The following is a 22,937-nucleotide window of genomic DNA, read 5'->3' as shown; positions in this document are numbered from 1 at the left end:
TCTTCCTGCGGTCATCGATATTCCATCGGTGGCGCTCTCTTACAGGAAGAAAGCATCATGTCAGTCACCAGCACTTACTCATTCATACAGGGCTTCTTTAATGGAGTCTTTGTCGGCCAGAATACCGTCAAGGCGGCGGACCAGCCGTTTTCCGAATCGCCTCCGGGCAGCGGCGTGTTCGTCGTCCATCGTCCCAACGGCGAAAACCTGGTCGATCTGGGCAAGCTGATTAACACCAACGCCAACGTCGGCATGGTCGCCACACAGCTGATCAGCTCCGGCGCCTCGTTGACCAGCGGCCTGCGGGTGCAGGCCACGCCGTGGATCAGCGTTCCCTACTTCATGCAGTCGCCGGCCGCGCACAAGCCTTTCGACATGCTAGCCAAAGTCAATTTCGACTTCCATATCGAAACGCCGTGGTTCTGCAGCGATATCGACGGCACCATCTCGGTGTTCCTGTTCATGTTCCTCGACAGTCAGAAGCATCTGCACGTGACGGTCGACGGCACCTGGTTCTCGTTCGACGGCGGCGCGCCTTTCTGCGCCGGTCCCGCCAAGGATGCGCTGAAGAAGGCCATGCCGGCAGTGCGCAAGCAGGTGCAGGACCTGCTGCCGCAGCTGACGTCCGCCATCTCCGGCGTCAAATTCGCCAAGCCTTACTTCTTGCCGGGTAACGGCACCAAGACGGCCGGCACCTTCGTACAAAACGCCAGCAGCGACGCGTCGCTCGGCCTGCTCTTAGCTTAAAGGAAAACGAAAATGGACAAGGATCAAAAACTGGTCAGCGATATCAGCGCGCTGCTGCGCGAGGCGGGCTACACCGGCCTGACGGTGCAGAACGATCACTACGGCACACTGCTCAATGCCACCCGCGAACGTAGCGGCGTGGTGCTGCGGATGTCGCCGGACATGCAGAAGGTCGGCCGCCGCACCGAAGAAGGCGCGGCGGAAGCACGCACCGCGCGGCTGGACGTGCACGAGGTGCCGGTGATGGAAGGCGTCGCCGAACAGCTGCGCGCCAATCCGGAACTGGCCAGGGCCATGAACATCCCGGCCGAGCATTTGAAATACATCATGTAGCACGCTTGGGTCCGGCCTGCACTGCGTGTTGCGCAGGTCCGGACCTCGCCGCGGCAACTGCGCCGGCGATCAGTTGCTGCGCCAGCGCCTCGATCTCCGGCGCCACCGGCGCGCCCAGCGTGCTCAATGCCACGCGCTGGTAGCGCCGGTAGGCCGCCAGTCCCTCTTCAAAGCGCGCACCGTCGAGATGGATGCGCATCAGGTCTGCGTTCAACGCCTTGCAGCATTGGTCCGCTTCCAGCGCCCGTTCCAGCAACTGCACGGCGGCGGCCGTGCGGCCGGCCTGCGCCAGCTGGCGTCCGGCGTCGCCCAGGGTTCGCGCCAGCTTGCCGCGCCATAGTTCGCGCCGCGCCAGCAGCCATGGCGCGCTGTCCCCGGCCAGCAATTCTCCCCGATACAGCGACAGCGCCTGCGTGGCGGCCATCAGCAGCGCGGTCTCCAGCGGCGCATTCGCACCCGCACCTGCATCGGCGCCCCAGGCGCGCGTCAGTTCCTGCAAGCGTGGCAGCAGTTGCTCCAGTGCCGCCGTGTCGCTCCAGCACTGCTGTGGCGCCAGCGACAGTACTCCTTGCTCCAGCAGGATGCTGCCCGCGCCGATGGTCGCGCGCAATCGCGACAGCGTGGTCTCCAGCGCATGGCGGGCGGTATCGCCGTCGGCGTCGGGCCACAGCAATTCCGCCGCCCGTTCCAGCGTGACGCTACCCGGCGCATGGGCGGCGACCAGCTTCAGGATGTCGAGTTGGCGGTGCTTGGACTTGCCTTGCGAGCGCAACGGCTCGCCGGCGATGCGCAATTCGAAGCCGCCGAAAGTGCGCACCTGCACCGGCCATGGCCAGTTGTCGCCGGCGTCGGGCGGCGGCGCCAGGCGCCAGGCGCGCACCAGCATGCAGGCGGCACCGGGCAGGATGCCGGCGGCCAGCGCATGGGCGCACAGCGGTTGCAGGATATGCGGTGTGGCGAAGGTCAGGTAGCCGCCGCCCTGAGCGGCGACGTGGTTCAGCGCGCGGCGCAGCTTGTCCTGCGCCAGCAGCAGCTGCACCGGCTGCGCGCGCTGCAGCTGCGCCAGCGGCTGGGCGTGGCCGTCGGCGCCGGCGATGAACAGCCAGGCCTCCAGCAGGTCGGCCCAGGTTTGCGCCAGCGGCGAACGGTAGTCGACGGCATGCCGGCGCAGCACGGCGGTTTCGGCTGCGCAGCGCTCGCGGTCGAGCAGCGTGTAGGCGACGCAGCCGGCGGCCTGCGCATACACCTCGTACGGCACGCTGCCGAAGCGCAGCGCCGCCTCGTGCGCCATGTGGGCATGGGCCAGCGCGCTGTGGCCGTCGCCGTTATAGCTGGCCAGCCAGGTTCGCGTCAGCTGCAGGTGGGCCACCAGGTTGTGGTGCTGCGGCGGCGTTTGCGCCGCCACTTCGGCGATGACGGCGACCGCTTTGCCAGGCTCTCCGCGCAGCAGGCAGGCGGCGGCGTGCAGCAGCGCGTAGTGGCTGTCCATGATGCGGATGCCGCTGCTTTCGGAGCTTGCGCGGCAGGCCGCGTAGGTGGCGTCGAAGCGGTCGTGGTCCATGGCGGTCAAGGCGTCGTACAGCTGCACCAGATGCGACAGGTAGCGCGCGTAGGGCGGCAGCGCGGCCGCTTCCGGCATCGCGTCCACCAGCTCGCGCACCGCGTGCACGGCGGCGTAGCGGCCGGACTGGTAGTAGTGCTGGCCCAGCATCGCGCCCAGCCTCACCTTCAATGTCGGCTCGCCCGGCTGGCGCAGCACTTCCTGCGCGCGCTGTTCCCACAAATCCATGTCCTGGTGGCCGGGATCGGTCATGAACAAGCCGCTCCACACGCTGTGCGTCAGGTGCGCCTTGAGCGCGGAGCCGGGCAGGCGGTCGTAGTCCTCCGCCGGATCGACGTGCTGCCGCAGGAAGGCGCGCAGCGGCTGTTCGGCGGCGCCGTCGAAGAAGTAGGAACTGATGATGGCGCTCAGCGCCTGGAAGCGGTGCGTGGGCTGGTTTTGTTCGGTGAACGCCTGCAGCGCCTTGAGCAGCGCGGCGCGGGCGCGCGCGGTGTCGCTCATGAAGACGGCCAGTCCAAGCCAGTAGTAATGCCAGGCATTGCGATGCGCTTCGGGCAGGGCGTCGATCCAGCGCGCCAGCGTGGTGTGGCGGGCGCTGGCGAACATCGATTCGGCGCTGGCTTCGATCAGTCCGGCCGCGCGTTCGGGCATGCCGTGTTCCAGTGCCAGCTTGATGGCCGCATCGCCGCTGCCGTCGGCCAGCAGCACGTCGATGCAGCCGGCGATCCATGCGCGGCGCTGCTCTTCGCCGACGCGGGTGGCGGCCCATTTGCGCAGGAAGCCCTGGAACAGCGGATGCAGCGCGTACTGGCGGCCGGGGTATTCGTAGATCAGCGCGCCCTGCGCGGCCAGCCGGGCGACGATGTCGGCCGCGTGCGGCGCGCCGGACAGCGCCGCCGCCCAGGCGCCGCTGAAGTGCGGCAGCCAGCAGACAGCCAGCAGCGTCGCCCGTTCCTCGTCGCTGTAGGCGCTGAAGACTTCCTCCGCCAGGTAGCCGATCATGGCCTCCGACAGCACGTCCTCCGCCGCCAGCGCGGCGCCGGGGCGGCGCTTCAGCCACGAGGCCACCAGCGCGATGCCGGCGGCCCAGCCGCGCGTGAAGGCATAGACGCTATCGGCGACGGTGTCGGCTTGGCCCACGCCCAGCACATTCAGCAGCACTTCGGTTTCATCGCGGGTGAAGGCCAGCGCCGTGCTGTCCAGTTCATGCATGTCGCCATGCGCCAGCAGGCGCGCGCAGGCGGCCGGAGGCAGCGCGCGGCTCAGCACCACCACCTTGCTGGCCGGCGGCAGCTCGGTGGCCAGCGTTTCGAGGAACTGGCGGAACCACGGCGCGTCCTGGCAGCGGTGGGCGTCGTCCATGACGATGCAGCTGGCCGGCGCCAGCACCGCGCCCAGCGAGCGTGCGTACAGCCGCAGATAGCCCTGCGGCGCCGGCAGGTGTTCGCGCAGCAGCGGCGGCGGTTGCCAGCCTGGCGCCACGCCGCCGTTGACGATGGCTTGTTCGAAGTAGAGCAGGAAGCTGGCGGGATCGGTGTCGGCTTCGTCCAGCCGCAGCCAGGCCACGGTGGGACCGGCGGCCTGGCAGAATTCCAGCCCCAGGCTGGTCTTGCCGGAACCGGCCGGCGCGGCGATCCAGGTCAGCGTGGCGGGGGAGTCGAGCACCGTCTGCACGGCGCTGTGGCGGCCGATCAGGCGGGCGACCGGACGGGAGGTTTTGGCGAGTGATGCCATGATGGTGATTCCTCGAAGCGAGCTGCGCAGGAACCACTAGTTTAATTCTAATTATAAAAAGAACAAATATTTAATTTCAACAACTATTTATTTGCAACAGACAACTGCAAGGGGCGCCGCCCCTTGCAAGTCCCTGCCTTAGCTAGGGTCGACCTTGTTACTCAGCGTGAAGTGCGCCTCGGCGTAGTTGTCGCCGTCGACGAATATCCACCACGTGCCGGTCTTGCCCGGGCCGATGGTGAACGGCGCCAGATGCCCTTCCTGGTAGTTGTCGCCGTCGGCATAGCCCTCGCCGTAGCAGCGCAGCGTGGCCTTGACCTGGATGACGTCGTTGGCCAGCAGGTCCAGCGTCAGGATCAGACGCCCCATCGCGTCGTCGGCCACCTGGTCGAACACCTTGACCACGTGGGTGCTGGACGACGGTCCCAGTTGGGCGATGTTGTAGAAATCGCCGACGCTGTGCGGGTAGGCCGCGGCGGCGAATTCGTAGTCGGTGGTGGCCATCCAGCCGTCGATGGTCAGGCGGCGGAACAGGTGTGAAGGCTGCTTCAGGTCCAGCGTGACGTTGGCGGTCTTGTTGGCCGCGACGGTCACCGAGGCCTCGCCGTGCAGCGCCTGTTTGTCTGCCGTCACCAGCACGCTGCCCACCGGGACGTTGGCCAGCGTGAAGCTGCCGTCGGCCGCGCTGTGCGTGAACTGGTTCTGCGAAATCTGCACGCTGGCGCCGGCGGCCGCCTTGCCGTCGAAATGCACCACGCCGTGCAGCGTGCCGGTCTGCGCCACCTTCTTCCATTTGTAGATGGTCACTTCCTCCCAGCGCGCCGGGCGGTAGATCAGCGGTTCGGCGTAGCCGTATAGCGGCGCGTCGAAGAAGCACAGGTTGGCGGGGCTGACGGCGTTGGCGTCGCCGGTCTGGCGCCAGGCGTCGGAGTCCTTGGCGTCGGATTCGCACCAGTCGGAGGCGAAGGCGTTGAGCATCTGGTTGGCGGTGTCGTCGGCGGCGTCGGTCAGCGCGTTGCCGAACCAGCCGGCGCTCTCCAGCACCATCTCGTGGATCTTCGAATACAGGATCTCGCCGGCGGCGATGCGTTCGTCGGACTGGTAGACGTACAGGCCGTCCGGCGTCGACGGCACGATCTGCGCGCCGCCGGCCAGGTCGCTCTGTTCCAGCATGCCGCCTTCCATCGGCACGCCGGACTGTTTGATCGACATCCACAGCAGCGACGAGCACACCGTCGGGAAGGTGTTGGCCGCCCACTTGGCGCTGGCCGGCGCCTTGTCGGTCAGGCCGATGGCGGGCTTGGTATAGCAGTAGAAGCGGTAATGGCTCTTGCCGGCCTGCTGCGCCGCGAAGTCGGCGATGCCGTGCAGGGTCTGGCGGATTTCCAGCGTCTCGCTCAGAGGATCGGGCTTGACCACCATGGCCGGCACGATTTCCGGCGCCACGCCGCCCAGGTCCATTTTCGATTCGATGGTGGCGAAGCCGGCGATCGGGTACTTCTTGCCGGTCTCCGGATCGACCATGTCCTCGCCGTCGACGGCGTGGGCGACGGTTTGCGTGACCACGCCCGGCCACAGGTATTTGAGCACGTCGGGACGGGCGCCGTCGCCGTCGATGAATTCGATCAGGCGGTCTTCCGACGCCGTCGAGTGGGTGATCTCATCGCGGTTGCGGGTCATGATGCCGGAGTGCGAATAGCGCTGCGGCGGCGTCACCGTCTGCAGCACGGCGGAGATCAGGCTGCCGTTGCTGGGATTGAGGATCAGGTCGCCCTTCTTGGCGTTCATGAAACGCGCCGGCATCTGCATCCAGCGTTTTTCCTGCGTCGGCATGCAGAACATGCCGTCGGGGATGTGGTCCGGCAGGTTCCACGGATCGCACTCCTGGCCGTCGACCGGGAACGGCGGCGCCATATGCATGTCCATCGCGGTGAGCGTCGTCGGGCCGTGCAGCGCCACCGAGGAGGCGGCCGGCAGCATGCCGTAGCTGCCCAGGCGCGTCACTTCCTCCAGCGTGATCGATGTGGGATTGGCCACCAGCTGGCGGCTGGCCAGGTCGCTCAGCAAGGTTTGCGCGGCGGCGTTGACCAGCAGCTTCTTGCTCATGTGCTGCGGCAGGTCGAAGTGCGCGCTGACGCGCACCGGCAGGCCGTTCGGCGCCGTGCCCTTGTAGTGAACGCTGAAGGCGATGGCCTGCTGCGGCACCTGCGCTTTCGGAATCGCCACGTCGATGCGGGTCGTGCCCCGGGCCTTCAGCACGATGGCGCTGGCGGCGGCCGGACGCAGTTCGAATTCGCGCGGGCCCTCTTCATACGCCAGTTCCAGCTGCATGCTGCTCAGCGTCAGGTTGGTCGCTTCCGGATTGCGCACGGTGAAGCTGGCGCGGTAGCTGCCGTCGATGAATTGGGCGCTGAAGTCGCTGCTGTCCACCGGCGGCTGCAGCACGCCGCGCTGGCGCGTCAGGAAGTAGGGATTGGCCACGCTGACGCTGCGCTGTATCACATGCGGCGCATCGCCCGGCTGCTGCACCGTCACCTTGACGTGGAACACCGTGTGCGGACGGTTCGGATTCAGCTGCGTGGCGAAATCGTGCTGCAGCGTCGGATGCGTGCTGCCCATGGCCACCGTGCCCAGTTCCCAGTTGTAGGCCGCCGCGGTGGCGCCGCCGCCGGCATTGATGGCGAGGCGAGGTCGCGTGGTCGGCAGCAGGACGGGATGGGTGGCGGCGTCGCGCGCGGCGATGGTCTGCAGACCCATGGCCGTTTTGCGCGGCGCGATGTGAATCGGTGGACGGGTGCGCGGCGTGCCCTGGGTGCGGCGCTCCGGCGCGTTCTCCACCGTCAGTATCATCGCGGTGGGATTGTGCGGCGCCGTGCGCACCGTCAGCGTCGGCGGCTGCTTGCCGTCGGCCGGGGCGTTGATCTGGACTTCGGCTTTCAGCTTCTCGATGGCGCCGCGCTTGCCGGCCGTGACGTTGATGGTCTTCTTGCCGGCGCGGTTCCACACCAGGTACTGCTTGGAGCCGGGCACGCCGTTGATGCAGATGTTGCCTGGTTCATTGTTATCGTAGGACTGGCCGTTCGGCGCCTTGACTTCGACGCAGACGCTGTCGCCGATGGCGGCCACGGCGGGCGTGCAGACGACCGAGCCGAGCAGCGAGGTAGGGATCGTTGGAACTTGCAACATGGGAACTCCTGTAGACATTGGGAATGGTGACCTCAGGCCTGTTTGCAGCAGTCCTGGTGTTGCCAGTGTCGTTGGGAGCGGCTCACAAATCGCTCACAAATGCTAAACCCGGGGTCAGATACTAATGCCGTTAAGTTAAGGAACTAGGCCGGCCCCAGTTAGTTGTTGTAAACATACGCGAAGGCTGTTAACCTTCGCGCCATGCTTTCCGACGTTCTCCCTTTGACCACGTGTGACTTGCCAGCTCCGGACTGGGGCCGGCTTGGGGAGCAGTTGCCCGTCGAATGGATCATGGGAGCATTGAGCTACACCGGCAAGGCGAGTATTCGGCAGCGGCGTCTGCCGGCGGAGCAGGTAGTCTGGTTGGTCATCGCGCTAGCGATCTACCGACATCACTCAGTGCGACAAGTGCTGGGTGAATTGGAACTGGCGCTACCGGATCTGAAGGACACTTGCGTCACTGATAGCGCTGTAACGCAAGCACGTCAGCGGCTGGGCGAAGAACCGTTGGCGTGGCTATTCTCAACGTCCGCGCGCCATTGGCAGATGCAAGACGCCCATCGTTCCGACTTCCACGGCCTCCAACTGCTCGCCATGGATGGGACGACCCTGAAATTAGCCGATAGCGCGGAAAACCGGGCACATTTCGATTCGCCACACTTCGCCAAGGGAGCTTTGGCCAGTTACCCCCATGCCCGCATGGTGACATTGGCTGCGCTGCGCACCCAGTTGGTCTTGGCCGCCGATTTTGGCCCCTATAGCAAAGGCGAGATGAGCTTTGCCTTGCCGTTGCTAGACGATATACCCGACCATTCGCTGACGGTCTTCGATAAAGGTTTTCTAGCCGCCGAGCTGTTGCATAAACTTCGTATGCAAGGCCAGGAGCGGCACTTCCTCGTGCCGGCCAAGGCTAATACGCAATGGCGTCTTGTGAGCGGCGACAGTGAGGATGGCATCGTCGAAATGCGCGTTTCCCCACAAGTACGCAAGCGCGTCCCCTCCATGCCCGAGCAGTGGCAAGCGCGTGCCATTGCAACGAAAGATCCGACGGGCAAACTGTGCTATTTGCTGACCTCATTGACGGATCGCCGGCGCTTCTCCGCCAAAACCGTCCGCGACTGTTATAGCGAGCGCTGGCAGATCGAAACGAGCTACCGCGAGATCAAGCAAACCATGATGGGGATGGCCCTATGCCTGCGCAGCCAAAGTGTCGCAGCAACCAGGCAGGAAATCTGGGGCATTCTTATCGCCTATAACCTCGTGCGACTAGAAATGGCGCGCACGGCCGACCAGGCAAAATGCGCTCCCAATGACGTTAGCTTTGTCTTCGCCCTCGGCATATTTCAGCTCGAGATGCTACATGCGGCCTCCGAACGGGCCTTGGGCAATCTACCAGGAACGATCAAACGGATGCGCGAGAGGATGATCCTCGAACTCAATGTCTATCGACCCGACCGGAAATTCGATCGGGTCACCAAAGCAAAACCGCAACGCTATCCTGAACGGAGGCTCAGGAAATCCTTAACTTAACGGCATTAGGGTCAGATCCGACATTTGGACACGAGCTCTGCCGTAGCGGCTGCTACGGCAGAGCTCGTGTCCAAATGTCGGATCTGACCCCGGGTTTAAATTTTCTTCACCACCGCGTAGCGTTCCAGCGTGCGCTTGCGCGCTTCGTCGTGCATGACGATGGGCTCGGGATAGTCCAGCGGCAGCATGCGCGGCACCAGCCATGGCGCGTGGATTTCCTTGTCGCCCAGGTCTTTCAGCGCCGGCAGATAGCGGCGGATGAATTTGCCTTCGCTGTCGAACTTCTCCGACTGCGTGACCGGATTGAAGATGCGGAAGTAGGGCTGCGCGTCGCAGCCCGAGGACGACGCCCATTGCCAGCCGCCGTTGTTGGAGGCTAGGTCGAAATCGTTCAGGTGCAGCGCGAAGTAGGCTTCGCCACGCCGCCAGTCTATGCCCAGGTCCTTGATCAGGAAGCAGGCCGTGACCATGCGCAGGCGGTTGTGCATGTAGCCGGTGCGGTTCAGCTGCGCCATCGCGGCGTCGACCAGCGGATAGCCGGTGCGCCCTTCGCACCAGGCGGCGAACAGCTCGTCGGCCTCGGGGCCGGTTTCCCACTGGATGGCGTCGTAGGCCGGCTTGTAGGCGCCGCCCACCACGTGCGGATTGTGGAACAGTATCATCGCGTAGAACTCGCGCCAGATCAGTTCGGCCAGCCAGACCGCCGCGCCTTCGCCACCGGCGCCGCGCGCCGTCAGGTCCAGCACCGTGCGCACCAGGTGGCGCACCGACAGCGTGCCGAAGCGTAAATGCATCGACAGGTACGACGGTCCCTTGACTGCCGGGAAGTCGCGCGCCTGCTTGTAGCCGGCGAGGCGCGGCAGGAAGTCCTTGAACAGCGCGGCTGCGCCGGACATGCCGGTCGGGATCTTCAGCTCGGCCAGGTTGCTCGGCTCGAAACCGAGCTCGGCCAGCGTCGGCAAGGCGGGGGCGTGCGCGGGCGGCGGCGCCAGATGCGCGGCGTACGGTTCGACCTGCCAGGGCGCCAGCACCGAGGGATCGGCTTCCAGCTTTTTCAGCCAGGCGTTCTTGTAGGGCGTGTAGACGGAGAACACGCCGCCGGTCTGCGACAGCACTTCGCTTTTTTCAAAGACGACCTGGTCCTTACAGCTGAAGAAGCGGCGGCCGTCGGCCTGCAGCGCGCGCCCGACGGCGTCGTCGCGGGCGATCGCCTGCGGTTCGTAGTCGTGGTTGCAGTACACCGCGTCCACGCCCAGTTCGGCCGCCAGCGCCGGGATCTCGGTGGCCGGATCGGCATGGCGCACGATCAGGTGGCCGCCCAGCTGCCGCAGCTCCTGCGCCACTTCGGCAATGCTGGCGTGGATGAAATCGACCCGCCGGTCGCGCCGCGGCAGGCCGGCCAGGATGGTGCTGTCGTAGATGAATACGCAATGGACGAGGGCGCTGTTTTGCAGCGCCTGGCTCAAGGCCGCGTGGTCGAAAACCCGCAAATCGCGGCGCAGCCAAACCAGGGAGGAATTCAGTTTCATTCGGTCTGTGTCAATCTTGTGGCGGAACGCAAACATGGCCGCCCCCGCATTTCAGTGTAAACTATCGCTTAGACAGAGTTGCCAGCCGCGCGAATACTACAGTAATTGTTAGCAGCACAGAAAGATCACGTATATGAAGAAAAGCAAAATCGGCAAAACTCTCCCCGTACCCGGCCTGATGCAGGAAGCCAGCGATCCCCTCGAGGATGCCGGCTCCGGCGCGGCCGGTACCTTGAATCTGGCAAATCATTTCCTGATTGCAATGCCATCGATGCAAGACCCGGTCTTCGGCGGTACGGTGGTGTATGTCTGCGAACACAATGAAAACGGCGTGTTGGGCGTGGTCATCAACAAACCCACCGACATGACGATGCAGGTGCTGTTCGAGCGCATCGACCTGAAGCTGGAATCGGACGTGGATGTGGACGAGCCCATCATGTTCGGCGGCCCGGTGCAGGACGACCGCGGCTTCGTGCTGCACACGCCGGGCAGCCGCTATTCGTCGTCGCTGACGGTGACCAAGGACGTGGCGTTCACCACCTCGATCGACGTGCTGGAGGCCGTGGCCGCCGGCGACGGTCCGCAGCGCATGCTGGTGTCGATCGGCTACTCGGGCTGGAGCCCGGGCCAGCTGGAAGACGAGATCAGCCGCAACGGCTGGCTGACCGTCAGCGCCGATCCGGACATCCTGTTCAACCTGCCGATAGAAGAACGCTACACCGCCGCCATGCGCCTGCTGGGGATCGATCCGCTGATGCTGACCTCCGAGGCGGGTCATGCCTAAATGAGCATTGAGACCGTCTTCGCCTTCGATTTCGGCGTCAAACGCATCGGCGTGGCGATGGGCAATACCATGATACGCCAGGCCGAACCGGTCAAAGTCATTACCGCCATCGACAACGCCACCCGCTTTGCCGACATCCAGGCGCTGCTGGACGAATGGAAGCCGGCCCGGCTGGTGGTCGGGCTGCCCATGCATCCCGACGGCGCCGAGCACGAGATGACCGCGCGCGCGCGCAAGTTCGCCAATCAATTGCACGGCCGCTTCAACCTGCCGGTGGAGCTGGTCGACGAGCGCTACTCCTCGGCGGTGATTTCGGCCAGGCGCGGCGAGCTCATCGACGACCGCGCCGCCGCCATCATCCTGCAACAATATTTCGACGCTAACTAAAAAATCATGTCCACACTGAACCCCAACCAACTCGATGCCGAAGCGCTGTACGCGACGCTGCTGGCCGACGTCAAGGCCGGCCTGGTCGGCGTCAGCGATGTCGCCATCGTCGGCATCCACTCCGGCGGCGCCTGGATCGCCGAACGCCTGGCCGCCGACCTCGGCCTGAGCGCGCGCTGCGGCGTGCTGGACGTGTCCTTCTACCGCGACGACTACGCCAAGAAGGGCTTGCCGGCCGACGTCAAGCCGACCAACATCACCTTCGACGTGGCCGCCGCCAACATCCTGCTGGTGGACGACGTGCTGTACACCGGCCGCACCACGCGCGCCGCCATCAACGAACTGTTCGACTACGGCCGCCCGGCGCGCATCATGCTGGCCGCGCTGGTCGACCGCGGCGAGCGCCAGTTGCCGGTCGCCGCGGACTTCGTCGCCGGCCACGTGCAGGTGCCGCCGGGGCAGGCGCTGGTGCTGAAACGCGCCGGCGACGGAAAATTCACGCTCACCATAGACAACGCCTAAATCACCACTATGCTTAATCCGCAACTGAATAAACACGGCGAGCTCCAGCACCTGCTGTCGATCGAGGGACTGCCGAAGTCCATCCTCAATCACATCCTGGACACCGCCTCGTCGTTCGTCGGCATCTCCGACCGCGATGTGAAGAAAGTGCCGCTGATGCGCGGCAAATCGGTGTTCAACCTGTTCTTCGAAAACTCCACCCGCACCCGCACCACCTTCGAGATCGCCGCCAAGCGGCTGTCGGCGGACGTGATCAACCTGAACATCCAGGCCTCGTCGGCCAGCAAGGGCGAGTCGCTGCTCGACACCATCGACAACCTGGCGGCCATGCATGCCGACATGTTCGTCGTGCGCCACGCGCAATCCGGCGCGCCCTACCTGATCGCCAAGCATTTGATGGAGACCAGGCAGCCGCACGTGCACGTGGTCAATGCCGGCGACGGCCGCCACGCGCACCCGACGCAAGGCCTGCTGGACATGTACACCATCCGCCACTACAAGAAGGACTTCACCAACCTGCGCGTGGCCATCGTCGGCGACATCCTGCACAGCCGCGTGGCCCGTTCCGACATCCATGCGCTGACCACCCTGGGGGTGCCGGAAGTGCGCGCCATCGGCCCGCACACCTTGCTGCCGGGCGGCCTCGAGCAGATGGGCGTGCGCACCTTCACCAACATCGACGAAGGCTTGAAGGACGTCGACGTCATCATCATGCTGCGCCTGCAGAACGAGCGCATGAGCGGCGCGCTGCTGCCGTCGGCGCAGGAATACTTCAAGAGCTACGGCCTGACGCCGGAGCGGCTGGCGCTGGCCAAGCCGGACGCGATCGTCATGCACCCCGGTCCGATGAACCGCGGCGTGGAAATCGACTCGGCGGTGGCGGACGGCTCGCAGGCGGTGATCTTGCCGCAGGTGACTTTCGGGATTGCGGTACGCATGGCGGTAATGAGCATAGTGGCAGGGACTCAGGGATGAACGCAGGGATGAAACTTTATATTAAAAACGGCCACCTGATCGATCCGGCCAACGGCATCGATGCCAAGAACGACCTGTATATCGCCGACGGCAAGGTGCTGGCTGTGGGCTCGGCGCCTGCGGGCTTCGTTGCGGACCGGACCATCGACGCCGCCGGCCTGATCGTCTCGCCCGGCTTTGTCGACCTGTCCGCGCGCCTGCGCGAGCCTGGCTACGAATACAAGGCCACCTTGGAATCGGAAATGCAGGCCGCCATGCAAGGCGGCGTGACCAGCCTGATCTGCCCGCCGGACACCGATCCGGTGCTGGACGAACCGGGCCTGGTGGAAATGCTCAAGCACCGCGCCAAGACGCTGAACCAGGCCAATGTGCACCCGCTGGGCGCGCTGACCGTCGGTCTGAAAGGCAAGTCGCTGACCGAGATGGCCGAGCTGACCGAAGCCGGCTGCATTGGCTTCGCCCAGGCCGAGGAGCCGATCGAAGACACCAACGTGCTGCTGCGCGCGATGCAGTACGCCAAGACGTTTGAATACACCGTCTGGCTGCGTCCGCAGGATGCGCACATCGGCCGCGGCGGCATCGCCGCCAGCGGTCCGCTGGCCTCGCGCCTGGGCCTGTCCGGCGTGCCGGTGATGTCGGAAACGATCGCGCTGCACACCATCTTCGAGCTGATGCGCGCCACCGGCGCCCGCGTGCACCTGTGCCGCATGTCGTCGGCCGCCGGCCTCGAGCTGGTGCGCAGCGCCAAGAAGGAAGGCCTGCCGGTCACCTGCGACGTCGGCGCCCACCACATCCACCTGACCGACGCCGACATCGGCTTCTTCGATTCCAACGCCCGCGTGACGCCGCCGTTCCGCAGCCAGCGCGACCGCGACGCGATCCGCTTCGGCCTGCTCGACGGCACCGTCGACGCACTATGCTCGGACCACACGCCGGTCGACGACGACGAGAAGCTGCTGCCGTTCGGCGAAGCCTCGCCCGGCGCCACCGGCCTGGAACTGCTGCTATCGCTGACCTTGAAATGGGCCGACGACTACGCCGCCAGCCAGGACACCGGCGCGGTGCGTCCGCTGGCGCGCGCGCTGGCCCGCATCACGTCGGACGCGGCGCGCGTGGCCGGCCTCGACGCCGGCACCTTGTCGGTCGGCGCCACGGCCGACGTCTGCCTGTTCGATCCGGAAGCGCGCTGGACGGTGGACGCGTCGGCGCTGGCCAGCCAGGGCAAGCACACGCCTTTCCTCGGCTACAACCTGGCGGGACAAGTGCACACCACCATCGTCGCCGGTCACGTGGCCTGGCAACGCAGCTGATCGCACCGCATGAACATCTTGACGATCTTCCGCCTGGTGCGGGTGTTTCTGCACGTGCTGCTTGGGATGGCGATCTGCGCCACGGTGTTCCCGTGGCTCGGACAGGAAAAACGTAACGGCCACATCCGCCGCTGGTCCACCCGGCTGCTGCGCATGTGTAATGTGACAGTGGAGCAGCGCGCCGGCGGCGCGGCGGTGCTGGAGCGGGCGGCGGTGGTGGCCAACCATGTGTCGTGGCTGGACATCTTCGTCATCCACAGCCTGCATCCCTGCCATTTCGTCGCCAAGGCCGAGATCCGCGCGTGGCCGCTGGCCGGCTGGCTGGCGGAGAAGGCCGGCACCGTATTCATCGCGCGCGGCAACCGGCGCGACCTGCGGCATATCTTCAAGGGACTGGTGCACAGCCTGCAGCGCGGCGAGCGCGTGGCCTTCTTCCCCGAGGGCACCACGGCGGCGCAGGGCAGCCTGCTGCCGTTCCACGCCAACCTGTTCGAAGCGGCGATCGACGCCAAGGTGCCGGTGCAGCCGTTTGCGCTGTCGTACGAGGATCCGGCCGGGGCGTCGCATCCGTCGGTGGATTTCATCGGCGAGACCTCGTTCGCCGAGAGCATCATGCTGATACTGAACGGTCCGCCGGTGAGGGCCAGGCTGGCGATCCTGCCGGCCATCGCCACCATCGATGCGCACCGGCGCGAGGTGGCCGAAGCGGCGCACCAGGCTGTCGCCGCCGCGCTGGGCGTGACGGCTGCCGCGCACTAGTTACTTCTTGCCGCCGTGCTGCTGGAACTCCGGGCACTGCACCTGCAGCAGTTGCCGGTCCTCCAGGCAGACGGCGCTCAGCTGGCCGCCCCAGACGCAGCCGCTGTCGAGTCCGATCAAATTGGGCTTCAGCGTCAGGCCCAGCGCCGACCAGTGGCCAAACGCCACCGTGGTCCTGGCCGAGCGCCGGCCCGGCACGTCGAACCACGGCATCAGGCCCGAGCCTTCGTCGGCCTTGCCGCTTTCCTTCATCTTGAAATCCATCACGCCGTCCGCGCTGCAGAAGCGCAGCCGCGTCATCGCGTTGATGATGCAGCGCAGCCGGTCCGCTCCCTGCAGCGCGTCGTTCCATTGATCGGGCTGGTTGCCGTACATCTCGGCCAGGAAATCGGCCAGCGTCGACTCGGGGCCGCGCAGCATGTCCTGCACCTCGCCGGCCAGCGCCATCGCCTGCGCCGGCGTCCATTGCGGCAGCAGGCCCGCGTGCACCAGCACGTGTCCCTGGACCTGGATCGCCAGCGGACGCCGCCGCAGCCAGTCGATCAGCTCGGCGCGGTCGGGCGCGTGCAGGATCTCGGCCAGCGTATCCGATTTGTGCTCGGGCCGGATGCCGTAGGCGACGGCCAGCAAGTGCAGGTCGTGATTGCCGAGCACGCTGTCGATGCGGCCGCCGCTGGCCATGCACAGCGCGCGCACATGGCGCAAGGTGGCCAGCGAATCAGGGCCGCGATTGATCAGGTCACCCGCAAAAAATATAGTGTGTTCGGCATCGCTGTCGCGACGCGCGGCGTCGGCATTAACCAGTTTGAGCAGCGCCAGTGTTTGCTCATGGCAACCTTGTAGGTCGCCGATCAGGTAGGTTGTCATCGATATGCCGTAGATTTTTTTTGGGATGTGAAAAATTCGCAGAAAGGTCTTACACACAAGCGATTTTTCTCACTCGTGTTCGAAAGATCACATAAAATTGCAGTTATTGCCAAATTTTACTTACTTACTCGACGGGATACTAAATGATTTTTGTTACGGGTGGTGCCGGTTTCATCGGTTCAAACTTTGTGCTGGACTGGCTGGCCCAGTCCGACGAGCCGGTAGTCAATTTTGATAAACTGACCTACGCAGGCAATCTCAACAATCTGGCCTCGTTGAAGCAGGACTCCCGCCATATCTTTGTCCGTGGCGATATTTGCGACCAGGCCCAGGTGCTGGCCCTGTTCCAGCAGCACAAGCCGCGCGCCATCGTGCACTTCGCCGCGGAGAGCCATGTCGACCGTTCCATCCTCGGGCCGGGCGAATTCATCAACACCAACATCAACGGCACCTTCAGCCTGCTGGAAGCCACGCGCGCCTACTGGTCGGCGCTGCCGGATGACGACAAGGCCGCCTTCCGCTTCCTGCACGTGTCCACCGACGAAGTGTACGGCACGCTGGGTCCGGACGATGCGCCGTTCAGCGAAACCACCGCGTTCGCCCCGAACAGCCCGTACTCGGCATCGAAGGCCGCGTCGGACCACCTGGTGCGTTCCTACCACCACACCTACGGCCTGCCGACGCTGACCACCAACTGCTCCAACAACTACGGTCCGTATCACTTCCCGGAGAAGCTGATCCCGCTGATCATCGCCAACGCGCAGGCGGGCAAGCCGCTGCCGATCTACGGCGACGGCCAGCAGGTGCGCGACTGGCTGTACGTCAGCGACCACGCCGCCGCGATCCGCCGCGTACTGGAAGCGGGCCGCCTGGGCGAGACCTACAACGTCGGCGGCTGGAACGAGATGGCCAACCTCGACGTCGTGCACACGCTGTGCGACATGCTCGACAACCTGAAACCGAAGGCGGACGGCAGCAGCTACCGCGCGCAGATCACCTACGTCAAGGACCGTCCCGGCCACGACCGCCGCTACGCCATCGACGCCCGCAAGCTGGAACGCGAACTGGGCTGGAAACCGGCCGAGACCTTCCAGACCGGCATCGCCAAGACCGTGCAGTGGTACCTCGACAACCAGGCCTGGGTGGCCGACGTGCAGTCGGGCAGCTACGCCAAGTGGGTGGAAACCAATTACTTTAACCGCGAAGGCCAGCAATGAGCATCCCTAACCGTAAAGGCATTATCCTGGCCGGCGGCTCCGGCACCCGTCTGTACCCGGTGACGATGAGCGTCTCCAAGCAGCTGCTGCCGATCTACGACAAGCCGATGATTTACCATCCGCTGACCACGCTGATGCTGGCCGGCATGCGCGACATCCTGATCATCTCGACGCCGCAGGACACGCCGCGCTTCCAGGACCTGCTGGGCGACGGCGGCCAGTGGGGCATCAACATCAGCTACGCGGTGCAGCCTTCGCCGGACGGCCTGGCGCAAGCCTTCATCATCGGCAAGGAATTCGTCGGCGATTCGCCGTCCGCGCTGATCCTGGGCGATAACATCTACTACGGCAACGACCTCGACGCGCTGCTGCGCCACGCCACCGAGCAGGTCGACGGCGCCACCGTGTTCGCCTACCACGTGCAGGATCCGGAACGCTACGGCGTGGTTGAATTCGACGGCAAGCGCACCGCGGTGTCGATCGAGGAAAAACCGCTCAAGCCGAAATCGAACTACGCCGTCACCGGCCTGTATTTCTACGACAAGCAGGTGTGCGACATCGCGGCCAGCATCAAGCCGTCCGCGCGGGGCGAACTGGAGATCACCGACGTCAACCGCGTGTACCTGGAAAAGCAGCAGCTGAACGTGGAAGTCATGGGCCGCGGCATGGCCTGGCTCGACACCGGCACCCACGACTCGCTGCTGGACGCGTCGCAGTTCATCGCCACCATCGAAAAGCGCCAGGGCCTGAAAGTGGCTTGCCCGGAAGAGATCGCATACCGCAAGGGCTACATCGATGCCGCGCAGTTGCGCAAGCTGGCCGAGCCGCTGAAGAAAAACAACTACGGCCAATACCTGCTGCAGATTCTTGAAGATAAGGTGATTCCACGATGAATGTGATCAAGACTCCGCTGGAGGGCCTGCTGGTGCTGGAACCGCGCATCTTCGGCGACGACCGCGGTTTTTTCTATGAAAGCTTCAACGCCCGCACCTTCGCCGAACTGACCGGCGTCGATCTGGCCTTCGTGCAGGACAACCATTCGCGCTCGGCCAGGGGCGTGCTGCGCGGCCTGCACTACCAGATCCAGCAGGCGCAGGGCAAGCTGGTGCGCGTGACCACCGGCTCGGTGTTCGATGTGGCCGTCGACCTGCGCAAGAGTTCGCCAACTTTCGGCCAGTGGTACGGCCTCGAACTGTCGGCCGAGAACAAGCGCCAGTTGTGGATACCGCCCGGCTTCGCCCACGGTTTCGGCGTCACCAGCGAGCACGCAGAGTTCCTGTACAAGACCACCGACTACTGGGCGCCGCAGTTCGAGCGCTCGGTGTTGTGGAACGACCCGGCGATCGGCATCGAATGGCCGGCCGAGCTGGCGGCTCCGCTGCTGTCCGGCAAGGACGCGGCCGCCGTGCTGCTGGCCGACGCCGAGGTGTTCGCATGAAAATCCTGCTGACCGGCAGTACCGGCCAGGTGGGTTACGAACTGGCGCGCAGCCTGCAGGGCATAGGCGAGGTGGTGGCGGTGGACCGCGGCGTCATGGATTTGTCCGACCTGGACCAGGTGCGCGACGTCATCCGCCGCGAAAAGCCGCAGCTGATCGTCAATCCGGCCGCCTACACGGCGGTCGACAAGGCCGAGAGCGAGCCGGAGCTGGCGCACCGCGTCAACGCCGAGGCGCCGGGCTTGATGGCGCAGGAAGCCAAGGCGCTGGGCGCCGCCATGGTGCATTATTCGACCGACTACGTGTTCGACGGCAGCCAGCCGTCGGCGCGGCGCGAGGACGACGCCACCGGCCCGCTGAACGTCTACGGCGCCAGCAAGCTGGCCGGCGAGCAGGCCATCGCGGCGGCCGGCATTCCGCACCTGATCTTCCGCACCAGCTGGGTGTACGGCACGCGCGGCAAGAACTTCCTGCTGACTATGCTGCGCCTGGCCAAGGAGCGCGACGAGCTCAAGGTGGTGGCCGATCAGCACGGCGCGCCGACCTGGAGCCGCACCATCGCCGACACCACCGCGCTGGTGCTGTCGCAGGCCCATGCGGGCGGACGCGAGTGGTGGGTGCAGAACAGCGGCGTCTACCACCTGAGCGCGCAGGGTCAGACCACCTGGTTCGATTTCACCCGGGCCATCGTCGAGGAAGCCGGACTGTCGTGCCGCGTGCTGCCGATCACCAGCGCCGAATATCCGGTGCCGGCCAGGCGGCCGCAGTACTCGGTGATGTCGTCCGAGCGGCTGATGGCGCGCTTCTGCCGCTTGCCCGACTGGAAAGAGGCGCTGCATCTGTGCATGCGCTGATTTGTATCGATTGGTAAGCAATCCCGCCTCACCAATTATCTGCTGCTATGATGCCGGCGCACCGCGAAAGCGGCGCCGGCATATTCATTTGTATGGCCTTCAACGTTGCAAATGCGTCCCAAGCGGGCTGAGAAATGGCAATAAGCGGCTATCAATTCAAGACCGGCCTTGCCAATCCGGTACAATCGCGGGTTAGCGTGCTGACAATCCGGCGCAAGGCGCCAAGTCACATATCGGTTAGCGCATCCGATACTTTGTATAGATAAGATATGTTTTCATTTTTGCTGAGCTTTATCGCTTCCGCGCTACTAACCCTGCTGGTCATTAAAGAAGCGAGATTGCACGGTCCGGCGCTCGATTCCGATTTCCTGGGCGTGCAAAAAGTGCACGCGCATCAGGTCGCCCGTATCGGCGGCCTGTCGATCTTTTTATCGGTCGCGCTCAGTTCCTTTATTTCCATCTGGCGCGTGCCGGCCATGACGCATTGGCTGATGTCGCTGCTGGCGTGTTCGGCTGTGGCATTTGTCGGCGGCATCGTCGAGGATTACACCGGCAAGGTCAGCGCCACCCGCCGGCTGCTGCTGACGATGGCGGCCGCCGCGCTTGGCTATTTCCTGCTGGATGCCCGCATCGACCGCATCGACTGGGCATTTTCCGCCTGGCCGCTGCAATACATGTGGCTGACCTTGCCGCTGACGGTGCTGGCGGTGGCCGGCATCGCCAACGCGGTCAACATCATCGACGGGTTTAACGGCCTGGCCAGCGTGGTCTGCATCTGCATGCTGCTGTCGCTCGGCTACGTAGCGCTGCAGGTCAACGACATGTTCGTGCTGATCGCCGCGCTGATGGTGGCCGGCGCCACCGCCGGCTTCCTGATCTGGAATTATCCGGTCGGCATGATTTTCCTCGGCGACGGCGGCGCGTATTTTATCGGTTTCATGCTGGGCGAACTGGCATTATTGCTGGTGATGCGCAATCCGCAGGTTTCCACCTGGTATGCCGCGTTGTTATTAATCTATCCGACATTTGAAACTTTATTTTCCGTCTATCGACGAATGTTTGTCCGTGGAAAATCTCCGGCCATGCCGGACGGCATCCATTTGCATAGCCTGATCTTCCGCCGCATCGTGCAATGGGCGGTCGGCCGCAAGGAGGCGCGCGCGCTGATACGCCGCAATTCGCTGACGTCGCCTTATCTGTGGCTGTTTTCGCTGATGGCGGTCATTCCGGCAACCGTATTCTGGCGCTATACCTGGGCATTAATGTGTTTCTGTATTTTGTTTATCAGCAGTTACATCTGGATTTATGTACGCATCGTCCGATTTAAAGCGCCGCGCTGGATGATACGTCATAAGAAAGACTGATTTTTTTATGTTGATGTAATATATTCCGGCCAAGCTTTATATCACCTCACATAAAGGGAAATGCAATGGATCTGTCGAATATGTCGTCTGCGGAATTGCGCGATCTGCAGGAAAAAGTTAAACGCGAATTAAAACAGCGCGAAAGCCAGGATTTGGCCAAGGCGCGCGAACAGATCATGGCGATCGCCCAGAGCGTGGGCGTGCCGCTGAAGGATCTGGTGGCCGGCCCGGGCACGCGCGCCAAGACCGGCAGCGTGGCGCCGCGCTACCGCAATCCCGCCGACGCGTCCCAGCAATGGACCGGCCGGGGGCGCCAACCGAAGTGGGTCAAGGAATGGCTCGAGGCCGGTAAAGACATTGCCGGCTTAAAGGTTTAAACTGCTGAAATTCTGACAACAAGGCGGCAGGATGGGCCTGTCGCCGGCGCCGCACTCATCATCTCTCTCTTCCCTACATTATGGTCTCCTTATCCAAAACGATCTTCAAAGCCTACGACATTCGTGGCATCATCGATAAAACCCTGGACGCGGGCGTGGCGCGCCAACTCGGCCAAGCTTTCGGCAGGGCCGCGCTGGCCAAGGGCGAAAAAAAGGTCGTGATCGGCCGCGACGGCCGCCTGTCCGGCCCGTCGCTGGCGGCGGCGCTGGCCGAGGGATTGCAGGCGGCCGGGGTCGACGTCATCGACCTGGGCGTGGTGGCCACGCCCATGGTGTATTTCGGCACCAATGTGCTGGGCGCGGCGTCGGGCATCATGGTGACCGGCAGCCACAACCCGCCGGACTACAACGGCTTCAAGATGGTGCTGGCTGGCGAGGCCATCCACGGCGAGGCGATCACCGGTTTATACGACAGCATCGTTGCCCATGACGGCAGCGCAGCCGCCACGCCGGGCGCCTACAGCACCCACGACATCCGCGCGCAGTACCTGCAGCGCATCATCGGCGACGTCAAGATTTCGCGGCCGATCAAGATCGCGGTCGATTGCGGCAACGGCGTGGCCGGCGCGTTCGCGGGCGACCTGTACCGTGGCATGGGCTGCGAGGTGATCGAGCTGTTCTGCGAGGTGGACGGCACCTTCCCCAACCACCACCCGGATCCGGCGCACCCGGAAAACCTGCAGGACCTGATCCGCTGCCTGCGGGAGACCGACGCCGAGATCGGCCTGGCCTTCGACGGCGACGGCGACCGCCTGGGCCTCGTCACCAAGGACGGCCAGATCATTTATCCGGACCGCCAGATGATGCTGTTCGCGGCCGACGTGCTGAGCCGCAATCCGGGCGAGCAGATCCTGTACGACGTCAAGTGCACGCGCCACCTGGCGCCGTACATCGAGAAGTCGGGCGGCGTGCCGCTGATGTACAAGACCGGCCACTCGCTGGTCAAGGCCAAGCTGAAGGAAACCGGCGCCCCGCTGGGCGGCGAAATGAGCGGCCACATCTTCTTCAAGGACCGCTGGTACGGTTTCGACGACGGCCTGTATGCCGGCGCGCGCATGCTGGAAATCCTGACCCGGGAAAAAGATCCGTCGGCGCTGCTGAACGCGCTGCCGCAATCGGACAGCACGCCCGAGCTGCACCTGCACCTGAAGGAAGGCGAGAACTTCTCGGTGATGGACAAACTGCGCGCCGACGCCAGGTTCCCCGGCCACAAGCAGATCATCACCATCGACGGCCTGCGCGTGGAATACGAAGACGGCTTCGGCCTGGCGCGTTCGTCCAACACCACGCCGGTGATTGTCATGCGCTTCGAAGCGGAAACCCCGGCCGCGCTGGAGCGCATCCAGGGCCAGTTCAAGAGCGTGATCCTGGCTGCCAAGCCTGACGCGGAACTGCCGTTCTAA

General features: G+C 64.6%; 20 protein-coding genes. 16 read left to right on the top strand and 4 right to left on the bottom strand.

Annotation, left to right across the window (positions count from 1 at the left end; translation table 11 throughout):
* The first annotated feature begins 57 nt into the window (after positions 1-57).
* Together ACSQ3S_RS29530 and ACSQ3S_RS29525 are read left to right on the top strand one after the other, a co-directional pair.
* Positions 58-747 carry a hypothetical protein gene (locus tag ACSQ3S_RS29530; RefSeq protein WP_176652493.1) on the top strand — a complete coding sequence of 230 codons (690 nt, stop codon included), beginning with the start codon at positions 58-60 and terminating at the stop codon, positions 745-747.
* Positions 748-759: 12 nt separating this feature from the next.
* Positions 760-1,080 carry a hypothetical protein gene (locus ACSQ3S_RS29525; protein WP_176652494.1) on the top strand — a complete coding sequence of 107 codons (321 nt, stop codon included), beginning with the start codon at positions 760-762 and terminating at the stop codon, positions 1,078-1,080.
* On the opposite strand, the gene ACSQ3S_RS29520 is transcribed toward ACSQ3S_RS29525, so the two are convergent.
* Complete coding sequence (locus tag ACSQ3S_RS29520) at positions 1,073-4,375, bottom strand: BTAD domain-containing putative transcriptional regulator (RefSeq protein WP_436144610.1); 3,303 nt, start codon at positions 4,373-4,375, stop codon at positions 1,073-1,075. The two genes, ACSQ3S_RS29525 and ACSQ3S_RS29520, sit on opposite strands and share 8 nt — an antisense overlap.
* 138 nt (positions 4,376-4,513) lie before the next feature.
* On the bottom strand, positions 4,514-7,561 hold the full coding sequence (locus ACSQ3S_RS29515) for a carboxypeptidase-like regulatory domain-containing protein (protein ID WP_436144609.1): 3,048 nt from the start codon (positions 7,559-7,561) through the stop codon (positions 4,514-4,516).
* Positions 7,562-7,762: 201 nt separating this feature from the next.
* Here ACSQ3S_RS29515 and ACSQ3S_RS29510 point away from each other — a divergent pair, with 201 nt between their 5' ends.
* Entirely contained in the window at positions 7,763-9,091 is a 1,329-nt protein-coding gene (locus ACSQ3S_RS29510) for an IS4 family transposase (protein WP_176656081.1), read from the top strand.
* Between the two features lie 95 nt (positions 9,092-9,186).
* On the opposite strand, the gene ACSQ3S_RS29505 is transcribed toward ACSQ3S_RS29510, so the two are convergent.
* Positions 9,187-10,620: a cryptochrome/photolyase family protein gene (locus ACSQ3S_RS29505; protein ID WP_436144608.1), complete on the bottom strand. Its 1,434-nt coding sequence runs from the start codon at positions 10,618-10,620 to the stop codon at positions 9,187-9,189.
* 133 nt (positions 10,621-10,753) lie between these two features.
* Here ACSQ3S_RS29505 and ACSQ3S_RS29500 point away from each other — a divergent pair, with 133 nt between their 5' ends.
* The 6 genes from ACSQ3S_RS29500 to ACSQ3S_RS29475 are packed head-to-tail and all read left to right on the top strand — an operon-like array spanning position 10,754 to position 15,357.
* Positions 10,754-11,404 (top strand): YqgE/AlgH family protein, encoded by a 651-nt coding sequence (locus ACSQ3S_RS29500; protein WP_176652498.1) that lies wholly within the window; start codon positions 10,754-10,756, stop codon positions 11,402-11,404.
* Positions 11,405-11,791, top strand: a complete 387-nt coding sequence (gene ruvX, locus ACSQ3S_RS29495; RefSeq protein WP_176652499.1) for a Holliday junction resolvase RuvX — start codon at positions 11,405-11,407, stop codon at positions 11,789-11,791.
* A 6-nt stretch (positions 11,792-11,797) separates the two neighbouring features.
* Entirely contained in the window at positions 11,798-12,313 is a 516-nt protein-coding gene (pyrR, locus tag ACSQ3S_RS29490) for a bifunctional pyr operon transcriptional regulator/uracil phosphoribosyltransferase PyrR (RefSeq protein ID WP_436144607.1), read from the top strand.
* 9 nt (positions 12,314-12,322) lie between these two features.
* Positions 12,323-13,288 carry an aspartate carbamoyltransferase catalytic subunit gene (locus ACSQ3S_RS29485; protein WP_353400891.1) on the top strand — a complete coding sequence of 322 codons (966 nt, stop codon included), beginning with the start codon at positions 12,323-12,325 and terminating at the stop codon, positions 13,286-13,288.
* A gap of 8 nt (positions 13,289-13,296) precedes the next feature.
* Positions 13,297-14,598, top strand: coding sequence for a dihydroorotase (locus ACSQ3S_RS29480; RefSeq protein ID WP_436144606.1), 1,302 nt, complete (start codon positions 13,297-13,299; stop codon positions 14,596-14,598).
* Between the two features lie 9 nt (positions 14,599-14,607).
* The gene (locus tag ACSQ3S_RS29475) at positions 14,608-15,357 is read left to right on the top strand and encodes a lysophospholipid acyltransferase family protein (RefSeq protein ID WP_436144605.1); all 750 of its coding nucleotides are present in this window, start codon (positions 14,608-14,610) and stop codon (positions 15,355-15,357) included.
* Here the strand turns inward: ACSQ3S_RS29475 and ACSQ3S_RS29470 are convergent, their stop codons facing one another.
* A complete protein-coding gene (locus ACSQ3S_RS29470; RefSeq protein ID WP_353400885.1) occupies positions 15,358-16,224 on the bottom strand; it encodes a symmetrical bis(5'-nucleosyl)-tetraphosphatase in 867 nt (288 codons plus the stop codon).
* A 143-nt stretch (positions 16,225-16,367) separates the two neighbouring features.
* On the opposite strand from ACSQ3S_RS29470, the gene rfbB reads away from it, so the two are divergent.
* From rfbB to ACSQ3S_RS29435, 7 genes are all read left to right on the top strand, one after another.
* The gene (gene rfbB / locus ACSQ3S_RS29465; protein ID WP_436144604.1) at positions 16,368-17,441 is read left to right on the top strand and encodes a dTDP-glucose 4,6-dehydratase; all 1,074 of its coding nucleotides are present in this window, start codon (positions 16,368-16,370) and stop codon (positions 17,439-17,441) included.
* A complete protein-coding gene (gene rfbA, locus ACSQ3S_RS29460; protein WP_436144603.1) occupies positions 17,438-18,334 on the top strand; it encodes a glucose-1-phosphate thymidylyltransferase RfbA in 897 nt (298 codons plus the stop codon). Before rfbB ends, rfbA begins: the two co-directional genes overlap by 4 nt.
* Positions 18,331-18,879, top strand: a complete 549-nt coding sequence (gene rfbC, locus ACSQ3S_RS29455) for a dTDP-4-dehydrorhamnose 3,5-epimerase (RefSeq protein ID WP_176652507.1) — start codon at positions 18,331-18,333, stop codon at positions 18,877-18,879. Before rfbA ends, rfbC begins: the two co-directional genes overlap by 4 nt.
* Complete coding sequence (rfbD, locus tag ACSQ3S_RS29450) at positions 18,876-19,733, top strand: dTDP-4-dehydrorhamnose reductase (protein ID WP_436144602.1); 858 nt, start codon at positions 18,876-18,878, stop codon at positions 19,731-19,733. Before rfbC ends, rfbD begins: the two co-directional genes overlap by 4 nt.
* A 269-nt stretch (positions 19,734-20,002) precedes the next feature.
* Positions 20,003-21,097, top strand: a complete 1,095-nt coding sequence (locus ACSQ3S_RS29445) for an MraY family glycosyltransferase (RefSeq protein WP_353400877.1) — start codon at positions 20,003-20,005, stop codon at positions 21,095-21,097.
* 65 nt (positions 21,098-21,162) lie between these two features.
* Positions 21,163-21,474 (top strand): H-NS histone family protein, encoded by a 312-nt coding sequence (locus ACSQ3S_RS29440; protein WP_353400876.1) that lies wholly within the window; start codon positions 21,163-21,165, stop codon positions 21,472-21,474.
* Between the two features lie 80 nt (positions 21,475-21,554).
* Positions 21,555-22,937, top strand: a complete 1,383-nt coding sequence (locus tag ACSQ3S_RS29435) for a phosphomannomutase/phosphoglucomutase (RefSeq protein ID WP_436144601.1) — start codon at positions 21,555-21,557, stop codon at positions 22,935-22,937.

Source organism: Duganella sp. LjRoot269 (assembly GCF_964254095.1).
GTDB lineage: Bacteria > Pseudomonadota > Gammaproteobacteria > Burkholderiales > Burkholderiaceae_D > Rugamonas > Rugamonas hordei.
Note: the sequence above shows the minus strand (reverse complement) of the source record. Positions and strands in the feature narration are given on the sequence as shown.